Consider the following 16,975-nt stretch of genomic DNA (forward strand, 5'->3'; position numbering starts at 1 on the left):
CATGAACACCGATATCATAATTTACCATAACCCGGAATGCGGCACGTCGCGCAATACGCTGGCGATGATCCGCAATGCCGGGATCGAACCGCATGTTGTGGAATACCTCAAGACCCCGCCTTCGCGTGCGCTGCTGGAAAGCCTGATTGCGCGCGCTGGTATAGCGCCCCGCGATCTGCTGCGCGAGAAAGGCACGCCGTTTGCCGAGCTTGGGCTGGATGATCCTACGCTGCGAGATGATCAGCTGATCGACGCGATGATGGCGCATCCGATCCTGATCAACCGTCCGTTGGTGGTTTCGCCGCTGGGCGTGAAGCTGTGCCGCCCTTCCGAAGAGGTGCTCGACCTGATCCCCGCCGACCAGCGCGGAGCTTTTGTGAAAGAAGATGGCGAACAGGTCGTCGATACATCGGGGCTGCGCATGAAATGACCCAGACTCTCGCCAATCCTGCGCCTGCCGCCTCGCCGCTAGGCACGTTCGAACGATACCTGTCGGTCTGGGTGCTGCTCGCCATTGTAGCGGGGCTGGGGCTCGGATTGGTTGCACCCGATGCGGTCGGGGTGCTGGCGGGGCTGGAATATGCCTCGGTCAATCTGGTGGTTGCCTTGCTGATCTGGGCGATGATCTTTCCGATGATGGTTGGCGTCGATTTCGGCAGCATCAAGGACATCGGCCGCAAGCCCAAGGGGCTGGTGATCACGCTGGTGGTCAACTGGCTGGTCAAGCCGTTCACGATGGCGGCGCTGGCGGTGCTGTTCTTCGATTACCTTTATGCCGGGCTTATGAGCGAAGGCGACGCTGATCAGTACATCGCCGGGTTGATCCTGCTGGGCGCTGCTCCCTGCACCGCGATGGTATTCGTGTGGTCGCAACTGACCCGCGGCGATCCTGCCTATACGCTGGTGCAGGTATCGGTGAACGATCTGGTGATGATCGTTGCATTTGCTCCGCTCGTGGCGCTGCTGCTGGGTGTGACCGATATTGTGGTGCCGTGGGATACGCTGCTTTTGTCGGTGGTGCTGTATGTTGTCGTGCCATTGGTGGCGGGGGCCATCACGCGGAGCCGGGTGATTGCGTCGCATAGCGGCGATGAAGCGGCGGTCGATGCCTTCACCGCCCGGCTGAAGCCGTGGTCGATTATTGGCCTGCTGGCGACAGTGGTGCTGTTGTTTGCATTTCAGGCAGGCACGATTGTGTCCAACCCGCTGCTGATCGTGCTGATCGCGATCCCGATCATCATTCAGTCCTATGGCATTTTCGCGGTCGCCTATGCAGCAGCGATGGCGTGGAAAGTGCCCCACAACATCGCCGCGCCCTGCGCGCTGATCGGCACGTCGAACTTCTTTGAACTCGCCGTGGCGGTCGCCATCGGGCTGTTCGGGTTATCCAGCGGCGCGGCGCTGGCGACAGTGGTGGGCGTGCTGGTCGAAGTGCCGGTGATGCTGTCGCTGGTCGCCTTCGCCAACCGCACACGTGGCCGGTTCCCCGCGGCATGACCGAAAGCACGCCGATGACCCGTCTGCGCCCGCTGCCCGATCCCGATCACTTGCCCGCACTGCGCCGCGAATACCTGCATAGCAATCCGGCGAGCGGGCTCGGCGCGATCGATCCGCCGCCGCGTATCCTGCTGCTCTACGGCTCGCTGCGGGAGCGTTCTTTTTCGCGGCTCGCGGTGGAGGAGGCCGCACGCCTACTGCAACTGTTCGGGTGCGAAACACGCATTTTCAATCCGTCCGATCTGCCACTGCCCGATCAGGTGGGCGGCGACGATCACCCCGCAGTGCATGAACTGCGCGAACACTCGCTGTGGTCCGAAGGCCAGGTGTGGTGCAGCCCGGAACGCCATGGGACCATCACCGGGATCATGAAATCCCAGATCGATCACCTGCCGCTGGCCTACAAAGGGCTGCGCCCCACGCAGGGCCGCACGCTGGCGGTGATGCAGGTCTGCGCGGGGTCGCAAAGCTTCAACACCGTCAATTCCCTCCGCGTGCTGGGCCGCTGGATGCGGATGGTCACCATTCCCAATCAGTCGTCCATCGCCAAGGCCTACGAGGAATTCGACGAGGCCGGGCGCATGAAGCCCTCACCCTTTTACGACCGCATCGTTGACGTGATGGAGGAACTGGTGCGCTTCACCGTACTGCTTCGCCCCCACGCAGATTCACTGGTGGATCGCTATTCCGAGCGGAAGGAACGGGACGAGCCGGTGGCAACGCCGGTGGAGGACGCAGGTATCGCTTCGGCCTGAGATGGCGGAGACTTTCGGTAACCCCTAACAGAAGTTGCGTCGACATCGCGTTCTTCGCACTTGCAGCAATGGCAGACTTCGCATATTGCTCGCATCAATTCACCGGACCCGGGTTATCCCGGGTGGCTCGGCCCGGCGCCTATCCCCGGGATAACCTTTTCTTCTCGTTCGATCCGCTTCCTGCATCGCGGCCAAGATAGCCAGCGCGCCGGGTTTTGCGGGACGTCAGGTTGCAAGCAAGGTCACTCATGCCCAATTTCGAAACCCTCAAGCGCGAGTGGTTGTCCAACCCGCGCGGCGACATCCTGGCCGGGATCGTTGTGGCGCTCGCGCTCATTCCCGAAGCGATCGGATTCTCGATCATCGCCGGGGTCGATCCGCGCGTCGGTCTGTATGCCTCGTTCTCGATTGCGGTCATCATCTCGCTGGTCGGCGGTCGGCCGGGGATGATCTCGGCCGCCACGGCTGCCATTGCTGTGCTGGTTCTGCCGCTGGTGCGCGATCACGGCGTGGAATACCTGTTTGCCGCCACGATCCTGATGGGCGTGATCCAGATGATTGCCGGGTTCCTGCGATTGAACCTGCTGATGCAATATGTCTCGCGCTCGGTCATCACCGGGTTCGTGAATGCGCTGGCGATCCTGATCTTCATGGCGCAGTGGCCCGAACTGACCGGCGTGCCAATGCTGACCTATGCGCTGGTGGCAGGCGGTCTCGCGATCATCTACCTGTTTCCGTACCTGACCCGCGCGGTCCCATCGCCGCTGGTCGCCATCGTGGTGCTGACCGTGCTGGTCTACTACACCGGCTTTGACGTGCGCAGCGTAGGCGACATGGGCGAACTGCCGACTTCGCTGCCGATGTGGCTGATACCCGATGTGCCGTTCACACTGGAAACGCTGCGGATAATCCTGCCGTTTTCGGCGACGATGGCGGCGGTCGGCCTGCTGGAATCGATGATGACCGCACAGATCGTGGACGATTTGACCGATACCCCTTCCAACAAGCAGCGCGAGATGAAGGGTCAGGGCATCGCCAACTTCTTCACTGGCTTTCTGGGCGGTATGGGCGGCTGTGCGATGATCGGCCAATCGGTCATCAACGTGAAGTCCGGCGGTTTGACCCGGCTTTCGACCTTCGTGTCCGGCACGTTCCTGCTATTCCTGCTGATGGTGCTGGGCGGATTGGTCGCGATCATTCCGATGGCCGCACTGGTCGCGGTAATGATCATGGTGTCGATCGGCACGTTCTCGTGGCGGTCGATCAAGGATCTTCGCTTCAATCCTTGGCAGTCGTCGGTGGTGATGGTGGTCACCGTCGTCATCACCGTATGGACCCATGACTTGGCGCAGGGCGTGCTGGCAGGCGTCATCCTGTCGGGCCTGTTCTTCGCCAGTAAGGTCAAGCGGCTGTTCGTCGTAGATTCGCAGCTTTCCGACGATGGCCGGACCCGCCATTATCAGGTCTCGGGGCAGGTGTTCTTCGCGTCTTCCGACAACTTCGTCGATGCGTTCGATTTCAAGGAGGTGCTCGATCGGGTGGAGATCGATGTCAGCAACGCGCAGTTCTGGGATATCTCGGCGGTCGGCACCCTCGACAAGGCGATCCTGAAGTTCCGGCGCGAAGGCACAGCGGTGGAGATCGTCGGGCTCAACGAAACCAGCGCGGCGCTGATCGAACGATACGCCACGCATGACAAGTCGTGCGCAGAAGCGCAATTGGGCGGCCACTGATGGGAGAGACACCAATGGAACGCATCCTCGCCGCAATCGACGCCTCTGCCCACGCGACCAGCGTCTGCAAATATGCTGTCTGGGCGGCAGAGCGCCTGTCGCTGCCGATCGAGCTGCTCCACGTTGTACAGCGTCAAGACGCGGTGGCCGCGCGGCGCGATCTGTCGGGCGCGATCGGGCTCGGCGTCAAAAGCGATCTGATGGAAGAACTCGTGCGATTGTCAGAAGAAAGCAGCCGTGCCGAGATCGAAAAAGGCCGCGTGCTGCTGGCTGCGGGCGAGCAGATCGTGCGCGAAGCCGGTGTGACTGATGTCACCACCCTGCACCGCCACGGCGGCGTTGTGGAAACCATCCTCGAACGCGAGGAGGATGCGCGGATCGTGGTGCTGGGCCGGCGCGGCACCGATCACGAATTCGCGCCCGAGCATATCGGATCGATGATCGAACGGGTGGTCCGCTCCAGCATAAAGCCGGTGATGATCGTATCGCGCGCTTATTCACAGCCGGAGCACGTGGTGTTCGCCTATGACGCCAGCCCCGCAGCGAAACGCGCGCTGGAACGGCTCGCCAATTCACCGCTCTTCGATGGCCTGCCGGTTACCATCGTCATGGCCGAAGCATCGGGCAACGCCAAACGCGCCGCGCTGGCCGAGGCGGAAGCGGTGTTCGCGCCCGATCACCCGGTCAGCAGCGTGATCGATCCTGGCAAGGCGGAAAAGATCATTCAGCAGGTCATGGGCTCGGTCAGCAATCCGCTGCTTTTGATGGGTGCCTATGGCCACTCGCCGATCCGCAACCTTATCGTCGGCAGCACCACCTCAGAGATGATCCGCACCATTCATGCGCCGGTGCTGCTGGTGCGGTAGGACGGCGCAGCGCGTCAGGCCAACCACGCGGCGAGATACACCGCCACCAGCACGATCAAGCCTGCGCCCGCACTGAACTGGCAGAAAAGGCGCAGGATCAGCAGGTCACCCGCCCTCGCCCGGGACACGAACCCCGCCCGGCAGCGCGCCGCGACGAAGCCGCTGCCGATGGCGGCGAGCCCTGCGTGAAGCCCGCCGAACAGCGATAAGGCCACGACGCAAGCCGCATAGGCGTGGCTGGTCGCAGGCGCGGTCAGCAGCGACAGGATTAGACCGAAACCTATAGCACTCGCAGCCCCGCCCGCCCCGGCAATCGCCAGCCACCAGCCTCGCGCCCTGCCCTTCCCCTGCCCGTTTGCGCCAACGGCACCTTGGGTGCCGACCGCCGCCGCAGCGAGGCCCGCAAGGATGAGGGCGGCGACCAGCCAGTCGGGCTCGATCATTGCCGGAGGCGGCCAGTCCGGCACGCGCGACAGAAGGAACACATATCCGAACAGTAGCGAGACAAGCAGCGTGGCATCGAAGACCAGCGTGAACACCATGCCCCACCAACCCGGCGACTGGTCACGTGCAGGATGCGGCAGAAGCCTTTGCCCCTTGCCGATATCGACCGGTTGCGGGTCTTCGCGCAGCCCGCTCTGCCACAGCCAGCGCAAACAGACGCCGACGAGCACCGCCGCCAGCACCGCCGAACCGGGATAGAAACCGAACAGGAAACACCCTGCCGCGCCGAACAGCGCCAGTGCGGCCAGCAGCGGCAGAAACGTCGGCCCGGGTAGAATGAGCACGTAATCCGGCCTACCATCCAGCGCATCGACGGCCATGGTCTCTCGCTGGCCCGGAACCGTTGGCCCGGCAAGGAAGCCCTCTCCTCCGGCGATACAGACGGGGACCTCCGGATCCTTCCACAGCGGGTCGCGCCCGGTCACTTCGGGCAAGCTGGCGAAGTTATAGGCCGACACTGGACTGGGCATGGCCCATTCGAGCGAACCGGCCTTCCACGGATTGGTCGTCACATGCGGTGCGAACCGCCATTGGACCAGCATATCCAGCAGCACGAGCGCAAAGCCGACCGCCAGAATAAAGCCGCCGATCGACGAGACGAGGTTGGGCACCTCCCACCCCAGCCCTGCGGCATAGGTGTAGACCCGGCGCGGCATCCCCAGCAGCCCGGTCAGATGCATGATGAAGAAGGTCAGGTTGAAGCCGGTGAACACCGTCCAGAAGGCGAATTTCCCAAGCCCCCGATCGGACCTTCGCCCGGTGAATTGCGGCGTCCAGTAATATAAGCCCGCGATCACCGGGAACACGAACCCGCCCACCAGCACATAATGCAGATGCGCCACCACGAAGTGGGTGTCGTGCACCTGCCAATCGAACGGCACCACCGCCACCATCACCCCGGTCAGCCCGCCGCTGACGAAAATGAAGAAGAACCCGAAAATCCACAGCATCGGCAGGCTGAGCCGCGGCCTGCCTTTCAGCAGGGTCGCCAGCCAGGCGAAGATCTGCACGGCTGTCGGTATCACCACCAGCAGGCTCGCCGCCGAGAATATCGCGAGGCTGAGATGCGGGATGCCGGTGGTAAACATATGGTGCGCCCACAGCCCGAAACTGAGGAACGCCTGCGCGATCAGTGCAACCACGATCCACGTGTAACCGACCATCGGCCTGCCGCAGAATACCGGAAGGATCGTCGACACGACGCCCGCTGCGGGCAGGAAGATGATGTAGACCTCAGGGTGGCCGAACAGCCAGAACAGGTGCTGCCAGAGCAGCGGATCGCCGCCGCGCGTCGGGTCGAAGAACGGCAGACCGAAGGCGCGCTCCATTTCGAGCAGGATCGATCCAAGGATCAGCGGAGGAAAGCCCGCCAGCATCATCGCCGCCGTCACCCACAGATACCATGCCAGCAGCGGCATCCTCATCAATGACATGCCCGGACTGCGCACCTTGAGCACGGTCACCATGATCTCGACCGCGGCGCAGACCGCCGAAACCTCGACCACGGTGATCCCTACCAGCCAGATGTCGGCATTGATGCCGGGAGAATAGGGCTTGGACGACAGCGGCGTGTACATGAACCACCCGCTGTCGGGCGCGACACCGGCCAGCAGCGCGCCCAGCAAGGTCAGCCCGCCAAACAGGTAACACCAATATCCGAAGGCGCTCAGACGCGGAAAGGCGAGATCGCGCGCGCCCAGCAATTTGGGCAGCATATACAGCGCAAATCCCTCGATCAGCGGAATCGCGAACAGGAACATCATCACTGTGCCGTGCATGGTGAAGACCTGCGCGTAATCGGCGGCGTCGAGAAATTGCGTGTTCGCCCCTGCCAACTGCGCGCGGATCAGCATTGCCAGCACCCCGCCCACGAGGAAGAATGCGATCGCGGTTAGCATGAAGCGGATTCCGACGACGGTGTGATTGGTCGCCGCGAACCTGCTGAACCGGCCCTTTGGCGGCGAATACAGGTCCTGCAATTCGTAATGCAGGCCAAGCGCGTGCCGATGATCGGGAGTTTGCTGCGGTTCTCCGCTCATGAAATGCCCAATGCTTTGAATACCCGATCCGTCCAGCGTTCGATGATTTCGCCCGCCGGAGCGCTGCGTTGATCGAGCACCGGCAGCGGCCGGGCCGCGACATCATCGGCATTGGCCAGCGCGGCGGCGTAATCTGCAGGCTGGTGGGCGTGCACCTCGAACTGCATATGGGCATGGCCCAGCCCGCAATACTCCGAACACTGGCCGTAATAGATGCCGGGTTGGTCAGCCTGCAGACGAAGGCGGTTGAGCCTGCCCGGAACAGCATCCATCTTGCCGCCGAGGCGCGGCACCCAGAATGAATGGATCACATCCCCGCTGGTGATCGCGACCGTGAATTCGCGGCCCGCAGGAATATGAAGGACTCTGGCCGACTGCTCGCCGCCAGGGTAGGCAAACCGCCATTCCCATCGCTCGGCATGGACCCGAATGACGTCGCTCTCGTCTTCGCTGCGCGCCAGCAATTGTTCGCCGCGCAGAAATGCGAACGCCATCAGCGCGCTGAGCGTCAACGCCGGGAAGATCAGCCCCCATCCCACCAGAACGCGCCGGGTTGAGAACGCCCGCTCCCGATCGCGGGTGGCCATCGCATAGATCGCGGTCGCCATCACGCCCGTCACAATCGCGACCGCGCTCCAGAACATGATGACCCATAGGACCTCGACCCGCTCGGCAGCTGGCCCAGCGGGGTCGAGCGCCGAATAAATACCGGAACAGGCCGGCAGGGCGATGAGCGGGGGGATCAACGCGGCGAGCCGCGCCGTTCGTCCGTAACCTGCGCTGATGCCGCGTGTTGAGGTGGCATGGCCCGACTCGATGAAGCAAAGGACCTCGGCGTCTCCTCGCGCATCGCACTGGCCGGTCACCCGATCCACGCCATGCTGGTGACGTTCCCCATCGCCCTGATCGTGGCGACATTGGGCGCGGATATCTTCTGGTGGCTGCTGGCCGATCCCTTCTTCGCTCGCGTGGGCCTGTGGACCAGCGGCTGGGGCTTCGGCATGGGCGTGCTTTCCGCCGTTGCCGGCACGGTCGAGCTGCTCGCCGGGCCGGGCATCCGCCGCAATCCGGCCAGTTGGAGTCACGCGGTCGCCGCCATGACGCTGCTCGCGGTGATCGGAGCGAACTGGGGCTGGCGCCTGCCCGATCCCGAAGCTGCAATATTGCCCTGGGGCCTGCTGTTGTCGGCAGGGGGCTTGGTGATGGTCGGCATCGCAGGCTGGCAAGGCGGAAGGCTGGTGTTCGAACATGGCGTCGGCATCATTGTCGATGAGGAAGCTGAAGCGCAGAGGGAGCCTGAGCCGGATCTTCCGAACGTTTCAAAAAACCCGGCTCGCTGAGCCATTCGGGCAGGATCGCGCCGTCCAGAGCAGGCTTGGCGAGCACGAGGTAGAAAATTGCGCACGCCGCCGCGCCCACAGCAATGACAATGATCCTGATCCGCAGCGTCGGCTGCTGCGCGCCTTCTTCCGCCAGATGGGTCAGGACATAGGCATATTGCACATGCGCCACAGCCAGCACCGCCACCGCCGCAAGCTTCGCGAACATCCATGGGTGCAGCGCATCGCCGACGAACAGCAATGCGCTGCCCGCTCCGACTGCGATGAAGCCCGCGGGCGAAACCAGCCCCATATATGCGAACCGGCTCGCCATGCGGATGCGGGCGAAGTCCTGCTGGTCCCGAACAGTACTGTGGCCCACGAGCAGAGCGGCGAGGTAGATCAGTCCGGCGACCCAGATGGCAACGCCGCAGATATGAATGAACTTGAGCCACAGCATCGCTCAGGCCGCGATCCGGCGCCGGGTCTGGGTGAAAAGCCGCACCAGCGGCGGCCATCCGGCCAGGATGGTCAGCGGAAGACTGCCGACCCACATTATCAGCCCGGCAATCTGCTGATCCTCGAGTACGCCGAAACCAAGGCCTTGGGTGGTCAGGAAATGCGGGGCATAGAGCGCGTGCGGTGCGAATGTCAGGATCGCACCCAGCATTCCCATCTGCATCACCATCGCCGCGATGACGAAGAAGACTGAAGTCGGAAGAATATCCTCCCGTCCCAGCGCGCGCCATAGCAAGATCGCCGATCCGAGGAGGGCAAACTGCCCAATCCAATATGCGAGGTCGCTCGACAAAGCCAACTCGTAAGCGGCTGGAAGGTGCCACAGCCAGAACACTGCAAGATGCGCTATCAGCGCCGGAACGAGCCGAACGCGGTCAAGGCGCAGCGCCTCGGCCAGCAGCGGCGCTGCTCCCAGAACGATGACGAGGTGATGCACCGTTCGCGCCGAAAAGAGGCCCGCACTCAGCGCACACAGGGGCGAGACATAGGCAAGCGCAAGCAATCCGAGACCGATCCGGACACGCAAGCCCCGTCGATGCAGCCCCAACGTGAGCAGCGCCAGAGCTACGAGCACCACAGGATCGAAATTCCATGCGGCAAGAACGCCGCCGGGATGCGGGGCTGGACCGCAATAGGGGATGTAATCCAATGATCACTCTCCTCTTGCCGAACTCTCGGTGGCCCGGAGAACCACGGACGTGACGCCAGTGCCGCGCCCGGAAATGGCCCAGGATCGGCGCTGCTGAAAGGGCGTCATCGGTTCCTGAGTGCCAGCCCGGCCACGCCAGCGGCGATTGCCACCCCCGCCAGCGACGCGAAGGGATAGCTGCGCAGCGTGGTGTAAACACTCGTGTGGCGCATGTGCTGTTCGCCATAACGGTCGCCGCGGCCACCGCCGGTGTAAAACCCGCCGCTCTTCTCGCGCTTCGGCTCGTCCTTGTTGATTGCGGTTTTGAAGAAGGCGTAGGCGAAGACCTGATCGGCAAGATTGGGGAAAAGCCGCGAGAACAGCGTCATCGCCCTCCCCGCACCGCCGACGATCATGTCGCGCGTGGGATGCTCGGCTGCACGGCAGATCGCCTCTGCAACGATATCGGGCGAATAGACCGGCGGTGGCACTTTGGATCGCCCATCCATCTGGTTGAGCGCGTGCTCCCCAAATGGCGTATTGATCCCCGAAGGCTGGATCAAGGTGACTGAAACGGGCGCATCTTCGTCAATCAGTTCAAGCCGCAGCGAATCGATATAGCCTTTCACCGCGTATTTGCTGGCGGTATAGGACGACAACACTGGCGCGGGCATTTGAGAGGATATCGACCCGGTGGTAATCAACGCGCCGCCGCGCTGCTTGAGGTGCGGCAGGGCCTCGGTCGCGCAGTGGACCACACCCCAGTAATTGGTGTCGAACAATTGGTGGTGATCCTCGTCGCTCAGTTCCTCCAGCTTGGCATAGGCCCCGACCCCGGCGTTGCTGACCCAGGTATCGAAACCGCCGTGACGCGCGATGACGGTCCGGACCGCGGCCTTCACATCCTCGCGCTGGCCGACATCTGCGCTGATCGTATCGCAGCGCCCGCCATCTGCCCGGATTTGTTCCGCTGCCGCCTCAAGTCCGTCCTCCCTGCGGGCGATGATGACGACATTGGCGCCACGCTCCGCTGCGTGCCTGGCGGTTGCAAGCCCGATACCGGACGATCCACCGGTGATGACGATGGTCTGTTCTTCGAGAGGCTTCAGTTTCATTGATGGCTCCATCAGGTTCCAGGTGGCTTCAGGCTGCTGACCGGGCTTGTCGGCCCTCAGCGATTTTCGGTCCATCCGCGGCCGAGGAGGCGAACGGGACGCACCCCGATCGGTGCGCGCCGATGCGGCCCCCAAGGGGGATTCATGAACGCCGACAGCATCACCGCGCTGCCCGAAGCAGCAGGCTTGGTCGTCGCCAAGGTGTTGCGGTGAAGTAGGCGCGCGCGCGCGGGCCTCACCATAACCTAGGTCAATCGTGAGAGAACCGATGCAGTCACTCGCTAGGTATGGCGAACTTGCGGTGCCGAACAGCACATGCCGCAGGCCGAGATGCACGGGGACGCCCACGCGGGTCGGAGACTGCTACTGCAGGTACGGTAATTGGTCGATCGCTTGCATGGTCCGCTTTAACCAATCGACCGGTCGTAGGAGCGAGGTCGGAAGCGACCCCATGCGGATTTCCCCGGCGCTATGCAGGGCGCGTTTTTCGAGACCCCAACGAAAAAGCCCCGGTTTCCCGGGGCTTTGATGAAATTTTCGGTAGCGAATTAACGCCCGCCAAACGACTCGCGAAACCATACCCAAATCATGTCGATCTCCTACTGGTGATTAGCCGGTAGGATCTTTAACACAAAATTAACCTTAATCAACCGTTAACTATATTTTTCCTGAGGTCCATCATTGCCAGAAGCTCGGCCATGGAGATGGCGTGAGAGAACAGAAAGCCTTGGGCCTGATCGCAGCCCATTGCGCGCAACTCGGCAGCGACAGCTTCGGTTTCCACGCCCTCCGCCACCACGACCTTGCCGAGGGAGTGCGCGATCTCGATGGTTGCCCGCACGACGGCGCGGCTCTCCTCCGACCGGGCCATCTGCTGGACGAACTTCTTGTCGATCTTGAGTTCGGAGCTGGGAAGCTTCTCGAGATATTCGAGATTGGACTGCCCCGTCCCGAAATCATCGATCGACAGGCCGATGCCGCGCTGCTTGAGCGCGGCGATCTGCGGAGCGATCAGTTTGTCTTCCAACTTCGCCGTCTCGGTCAGTTCAAGGGTAAGGTTTTCAGCGGGAAACCCTACGCGGCCCATAATCATCATCATCTCGAACAGTAAATGCGTGTCGCTCAGGCTCTTGGCCGACATATTGATCGCAAGCTTGAAGCCCGGATCGAAGGCAATGGCTTGCCTACCCTCTGATAGCGCGGCCTCCATGACGATCAGGGTCAGTTCGTTAATGCGGTCATTGGCTTCGGCCGCGAGCACCAGTTCCTGCGGGTTTACGAATTCCTTTCCATCAGGCTTCCAGCGGATCAGCGTTTCCGCGCCTACGATACGGCCCGTCGCCAGATCGATCTTGGGTTGATAGGCGACCCCGACAATGCGATCGCGCAGGCCCTTTTCCAGCACTCGGACAATCTCGAGCCGGTGGTTGCGAGCTTCCAGATAGGCAGCATCATTGATAATGAAGCGCGCCCCGCGCGAAGCGGCATCGTCGGCCGCCTGCATGGCCTTCTTGATCCGCTGTCCAACCGGCAGAGCGTAGTTCGTATCGATACCTAGAGCAGGTGCGCTGCTGGTCGACTGCCAATCGTAACTGATTGCAGTCTTGAGCATTGTCGCCAGCCCATCCGCATGGCGTTCCAGGCTCCCTGCCTCCATGCGCGGCGCGAACCAGACGAGGACATCACGCTCGAACGCGACGTCACCGGCGTCGCCCGGCCCTTTGACGTAAGTGATTAAGGTATTGACGAATTCGCCTAACTCGCGCGCGCTCCAGTCTTCAGAAATTTCAGACAAATTGGAGATTTTCAGCGCATAAATATCACGTTCCGCATTGGTCTTCTCGAGGCTCAGAGCAGACGTCGTCATTGCGTCGACCTCGCTGCTGTAATACTTTTTGGCGAGGCGATAGAATCCCAGCGCGGCCGCTCCCATGGCGAGCAGCGCGGACATGACGTCGGCATTGATTCCCGCCTCATCGAGACCCAGCGTGGCGATAGGCAGGCCGAAAGCGGCAATCCACAGCGGCCGTGACGATCGCGACCGGCCGATCGCCTGCATCAGGATGGCGATGCCGGCCACCAGCATTGCCGGAAACCACATCAGTTCGAGCGGAGTGCCCTGTTTGAGCGTGTGGGCGGCGAGGACATGGTAATAGGCACCAGGGACCCTGCCATAGCGCGGATGGCGGAAAATGTCCGTCGACTTGGTGAAGGTCTGGCCAATGATCGCATTTTTGCCGGCAAGCTCGTCGGCGTCAACGCGCCCGCGCAAGATATCGACATAGCGATAGGTTGGCACGCTGTGCGGATTGAATGCAAAGTCCGGCCGATAGCGGATCGGCGGGCCATCATAGCCTGCCAGCACGGCCGAGATCGACGGGTACCTGACGCCTTGATTTACGCTATCGGTCGGGAACTGGGCGGACAGGCCGAAGGGCGACAGGTAACCCACCATCGAAGCCATGCCGGCCCGCTCACGGAAGGTTTCGAGCGGAAGAATTGCCGGGTTCTTCTGCAACTCCACATCCTCTTCCGGCAACATGCCCAGCCACACCCTGCCCCGATGCCGTTCGAGCGTACGAGCAAATTGCGCATCCGCCTGCGGGGTTTCGGGATCGGCATGGGCGCGGTCGAACACGATCTTCTCGACCCCGGACTCGACCAGGCGATTGATGACCTCGCCCTCCTCCTTTCGGGAGGGCATGGAAACGCCGAGCTCGTTGAGCGTGGGATCGTCGACCGCGATCATGACGATGTCCTGCGGCACGGGACGCTCACGTAATTTCGCGCGCACGATGCGGAAGCCATCTTCGGCGGGAAGCGGCAGATCAATCGCAGCCGACACAAGACCGAACAGGATCGCGAAAATGGCTACCTTGATTCGTTTGCGTTTGAGCAGCGCCTCGCCCGGATTGAGGTAAGCCTGATCGCCGGGTTCATCGTGCACCACTCCGGTGTCGCCGGAGTTGCGGCGCAGAAATGCTTTCAATGATGCCAATGATGAAGACATGGCGCGCCCGGACTGTGATAAACCGGCTCCCGGACTAGCGAAGAGTGGTTAATTCATCGCAAACGAATTGCCTGTGCTTGCGGTCCGGACGCGCGCCCCATCAGGTGCAAAGCGCTGTGCTGGTCCCTCAGACGATCTGTCCCGCCAGAAGTCCCAGCGCGATCGTCAGGCCGCCAAGTCCGACCGACAAATGGGTTCGCAGCCGCAAAAAGTCGCTCGATGCATACTCCAGAGCCCGGTCTATCGCAGGCGACAGCAGGATCAGCGCACCAAGGTAAAGCAGAGCCGGGCCCGGCCATTCCCAGCCGAACGTCCACGGCAGAAACAGCGCCACGGCCAGCAGGCTCGGCATGACCGCCACCAGATACGCGCCAGCTGAAGCCCGGCCACTTTGCACCGCCTGCCCCCACCACACGCCGCCCAGAAAGCTGAAGATCGCCGCTGCATAGGCAAACCCGCCCGCGAGCGCGGAATACCGCCATTCATGCCCGCTCGCGACCATGGTGAGGCAGATGATCTGCGGCAGCAGCCCGGCGTAACCGAGGAGCCGAGCAGCGGGAGACAGGCCGGTAGCCTGAGGGTTGGGTGTTCCGTTCATGCGGCGTCAAAACTTGCCGCGCCTGAGGGTTCCCGCATGCTTGCGCGGGACGGGCGTTTGCGACAGACATGCCTGCATGAACCTGTTCGATCTCACCGACCGCACGGCCATTGTAACCGGGGGAAATGGCGGGTTGGGCCTGGCAATGGCGCGTGGGCTGGCGAAAGCTGGGGCCGACGTCGCGATTTGGGCGCGCAACCCGGAAAAAAACGCTTCGGCCCGAAGCGAATTGCAGGCTTTGGGACGGGGTGAGGTCATCGCAATCGCCTGCGACGTGGTTGAGGAGGAAGCAATAGCCGCAGCGGTCGCGAAAACGATCAACGAGCTGGGGCGGATTGATGGCTGTTTCGCCAATGCCGGAGTTTCCGGTGCGGGTACTCCGATCCCCGATATCACCGTCGAGGGGTGGGATCACACGATGGCGATCAACACTCGCGGTGCGGCGCTGGTCTACAAGCACGTGTCGCGCCATATGATCGAGCGGGCCAAGCAAGGCGATGCGGGCGGCAAGCTGATTGCCACCTCATCGGGCCAGTCGATCATGGGGGTCAACCGATCGTCCGATTATGCAGCCTCGAAGGCTGCGCTGAATGGCCTAACCCGAGCCGCCGCGTTTGAACTCGCGCGTTACCGGATTACCGCCAATGCATTGCTGTTCGGCTATTACGAAACCGATATCACCGCGAAGGCCGATCCGCGGTTCGGCGAATGGATGGCAAAGCGTATCCCGCTTCGCCGCCCTGGCGATCACGCCGGCCTGGAAGGGTTGGCGGTATTCCTGGCCTCGTCGCACAGCGATTACATTACCGGACAATGCCTGCCGGTAGATGGCGGACTGTCGATTTCCTGATGGCATCGCGACCGCCCGGCACCATCTCTGCCGGAACGCAGGCCCGCGCCAGCCGTTGCGGCACAAAGCCTTTTACCAAATGGAACCCCCAAAGTGGCCGACGATGATATTTCCGATTTCGATAAACTCCCAGGCGACCGTGCGCGCCAGCGGGCTGTGCCATCGGGCCGGATTGCGCGTATCGGAACCTTCGGCCGACTGGTGAGCGGTGTTGCAGGCGGAATGGTGGCCGAGGGCGCCCGGCGCCTTGCCAGCGGTGAGGGCATATCCACCCGCGATCTCATTCTCACCCCGGGCAATGTCCAGCGGCTGACCGACCGCCTATCGCACCTGCGCGGCGCGGCGATGAAGATGGGGCAGATGATCAGCTTGGATGCGGGAGATTTCCTGCCCGAGGAATTGTCGAAGATCCTCGCCACCTTGCGCGATCAGGCCAATTTTATGCCGACCAAGCAGCTCGACGCGGTGTTGCGCGCTGAATGGGGGACCGATTGGCGCAAGCAATTCCGCTGGTTCAACCCAAGGCCGATTGCCGCTGCCAGCATCGGGCAGGTGCACAAGGCCCTGACCCGGGACGGCGAGGAACTGGCGATCAAGGTGCAATATCCCGGCATCGCCAAATCGATCGACAGCGACGTCGATAACGTGATGACGTTGCTGAAAGTGGCAGGTTTTGCCCCGCCCGAGTTGGAGATGGACAAGCTGATGGCGGCGGCCAAGCAGCAGCTCCACGAAGAAGCCGATTACCAGCGCGAAGGCGAGCAAATGGCGCTGTATCGGGAGCGACTGGCCGACACCCCCGGTTTTGTCGTCCCGCGCCTGCACGAAGGGCTGACGCGCGGTTCGATCCTCGCCATGAGTTTCGAAGACGGCGTCTCGATCGAAGACCTCGGGACTGAACCGCCCGAGCGCCGCGATGAGGTTTTCGCCCGGTTGATCCGGCTGGTGGCGCGTGAATTGTTCGATTTCGGTGTCATGCAGACCGATCCCAACTTCGCCAATTTCCGTTACCGCCGCGAAACCGGCGAGATCGTGCTGCTCGATTTCGGCGCGTGCCGTCCGGTCGATCCGGCGGTGGCGAACGGATATCGCAAGATGCTCGACGCTGGGCTGCGAGGCAGCGCGCAGGAAGTGCTTGCCGCTACGATCGAAGCGGGCTTCATGATGCCGATCGTCGCCGAAAAGCACCCAGAACGCGTAAATCGCATGATCGATATCGTCGTGGGCGAAATGCGCGAGGACGCGCCTTTCGACTTCGGAGACCGGGCCTTCATCCCGCTACTGCGCGACGAAGGCTATGCCATCGCACAGGACAAGGACACCTGGGCGTTCCCGCCGATCGAGACGTTGTTCGTACAGCGTAAGGTGTCCGGCACGGCGCTGCTCGGCGCGCGGCTGAAAGCCAAGGTGAATATCCGCCGCATCACCGAAGATGTTCTCGCGAACACCGCTCCGCTTCCGGCAGCGGCCGCTTGATCGCGTTCGTCCCTGTCAGAACCAGCAACACCCGATTCCTATCCGCAGGCCGTTGGTCCGCGAATG

15 protein-coding genes and 1 other annotated feature are annotated in these 16,975 nt (G+C 62.4%); of the genes, 8 read left to right on the forward strand and 7 right to left on the reverse strand.

From position 1 onward, the window contains the following. The first annotated feature begins 1 nt into the window (after position 1). The 5 genes from arsC (at position 2) to J3454_RS02955 (ending at position 4,851) form a co-directional block, all read left to right on the forward strand. Entirely contained in the window at positions 2-430 is a 429-nt protein-coding gene (arsC, locus tag J3454_RS02935; RefSeq protein ID WP_349512256.1) for an arsenate reductase (glutaredoxin), read from the forward strand. Continuing rightward, positions 427-1,497, forward strand: a complete 1,071-nt coding sequence (gene arsB, locus J3454_RS02940; protein WP_349512257.1) for an ACR3 family arsenite efflux transporter — start codon at positions 427-429, stop codon at positions 1,495-1,497. Before arsC ends, arsB begins: the two co-directional genes overlap by 4 nt. Before the next feature lie 14 nt (positions 1,498-1,511). After that, on the forward strand, positions 1,512-2,252 hold the full coding sequence (gene arsH, locus J3454_RS02945; protein WP_349512258.1) for an arsenical resistance protein ArsH: 741 nt from the start codon (positions 1,512-1,514) through the stop codon (positions 2,250-2,252). Between the two features lie 101 nt (positions 2,253-2,353). Further along, positions 2,354-2,408: a sequence feature (sul1 is cis-regulatory element that is thought to sense ions involved in sulfur or methionine metabolism; They are found in Alphaproteobacteria), on the forward strand. 92 nt (positions 2,409-2,500) lie between these two features. Beyond that, positions 2,501-3,985, forward strand: a complete 1,485-nt coding sequence (locus J3454_RS02950) for a SulP family inorganic anion transporter (RefSeq protein WP_349512259.1) — start codon at positions 2,501-2,503, stop codon at positions 3,983-3,985. Between the two features lie 14 nt (positions 3,986-3,999). Then, complete coding sequence (locus tag J3454_RS02955; protein ID WP_349512260.1) at positions 4,000-4,851, forward strand: universal stress protein; 852 nt, start codon at positions 4,000-4,002, stop codon at positions 4,849-4,851. Positions 4,852-4,865: 14 nt separating this feature from the next. Here J3454_RS02955 and ctaD read toward each other — a convergent pair whose 3' ends face one another. Then, the gene (gene ctaD, locus J3454_RS02960; protein WP_349512261.1) at positions 4,866-7,394 is read right to left on the reverse strand and encodes a cytochrome c oxidase subunit I; all 2,529 of its coding nucleotides are present in this window, start codon (positions 7,392-7,394) and stop codon (positions 4,866-4,868) included. Then, positions 7,391-8,140: a cytochrome c oxidase subunit II gene (coxB, locus tag J3454_RS02965; protein WP_349512262.1), complete on the reverse strand. Its 750-nt coding sequence runs from the start codon at positions 8,138-8,140 to the stop codon at positions 7,391-7,393. The genes ctaD and coxB overlap by 4 nt, the downstream gene beginning before the upstream one ends. Positions 8,141-8,197: 57 nt before the next feature. Between coxB and J3454_RS02970 the strand changes: the two genes are divergently transcribed. Beyond that, positions 8,198-8,734 carry a DUF2231 domain-containing protein gene (locus tag J3454_RS02970; RefSeq protein ID WP_349512263.1) on the forward strand — a complete coding sequence of 179 codons (537 nt, stop codon included), beginning with the start codon at positions 8,198-8,200 and terminating at the stop codon, positions 8,732-8,734. Here the strand turns inward: J3454_RS02970 and J3454_RS02975 are convergent. The 5 genes from J3454_RS02975 to J3454_RS02995 form a co-directional block, all read right to left on the reverse strand. Further along, complete coding sequence (locus tag J3454_RS02975) at positions 8,655-9,173, reverse strand: CopD family protein (protein WP_349512264.1); 519 nt, start codon at positions 9,171-9,173, stop codon at positions 8,655-8,657. The two genes, J3454_RS02970 and J3454_RS02975, sit on opposite strands and share 80 nt — an antisense overlap. A gap of 3 nt (positions 9,174-9,176) precedes the next feature. Next, positions 9,177-9,881 carry a cytochrome c oxidase assembly protein gene (locus J3454_RS02980; RefSeq protein ID WP_349512265.1) on the reverse strand — a complete coding sequence of 235 codons (705 nt, stop codon included), beginning with the start codon at positions 9,879-9,881 and terminating at the stop codon, positions 9,177-9,179. Positions 9,882-9,985: 104 nt separating this feature from the next. Further along, positions 9,986-10,975, reverse strand: coding sequence for an SDR family oxidoreductase (locus tag J3454_RS02985; protein ID WP_349512266.1), 990 nt, complete (start codon positions 10,973-10,975; stop codon positions 9,986-9,988). A gap of 646 nt (positions 10,976-11,621) precedes the next feature. Then, positions 11,622-13,985 (reverse strand): EAL domain-containing protein, encoded by a 2,364-nt coding sequence (locus J3454_RS02990; protein WP_349512267.1) that lies wholly within the window; start codon positions 13,983-13,985, stop codon positions 11,622-11,624. 127 nt (positions 13,986-14,112) lie between these two features. Beyond that, positions 14,113-14,583, reverse strand: coding sequence for a DUF3429 domain-containing protein (locus tag J3454_RS02995; RefSeq protein WP_349512268.1), 471 nt, complete (start codon positions 14,581-14,583; stop codon positions 14,113-14,115). A 76-nt stretch (positions 14,584-14,659) separates the two neighbouring features. Here J3454_RS02995 and J3454_RS03000 point away from each other — a divergent pair, with 76 nt between their 5' ends. After that, positions 14,660-15,433, forward strand: coding sequence for an SDR family NAD(P)-dependent oxidoreductase (locus J3454_RS03000; protein ID WP_349512269.1), 774 nt, complete (start codon positions 14,660-14,662; stop codon positions 15,431-15,433). Between the two features lie 93 nt (positions 15,434-15,526). After that, a complete protein-coding gene (locus J3454_RS03005; RefSeq protein WP_349512270.1) occupies positions 15,527-16,909 on the forward strand; it encodes an ABC1 kinase family protein in 1,383 nt (460 codons plus the stop codon). Positions 16,910-16,975 lie beyond the last annotated feature (66 nt).

It is taken from the genome of Erythrobacter sp. NFXS35, from assembly GCF_040148725.1.
In the GTDB taxonomy this organism is placed as follows: Bacteria; Pseudomonadota; Alphaproteobacteria; order Sphingomonadales; family Sphingomonadaceae; genus Erythrobacter.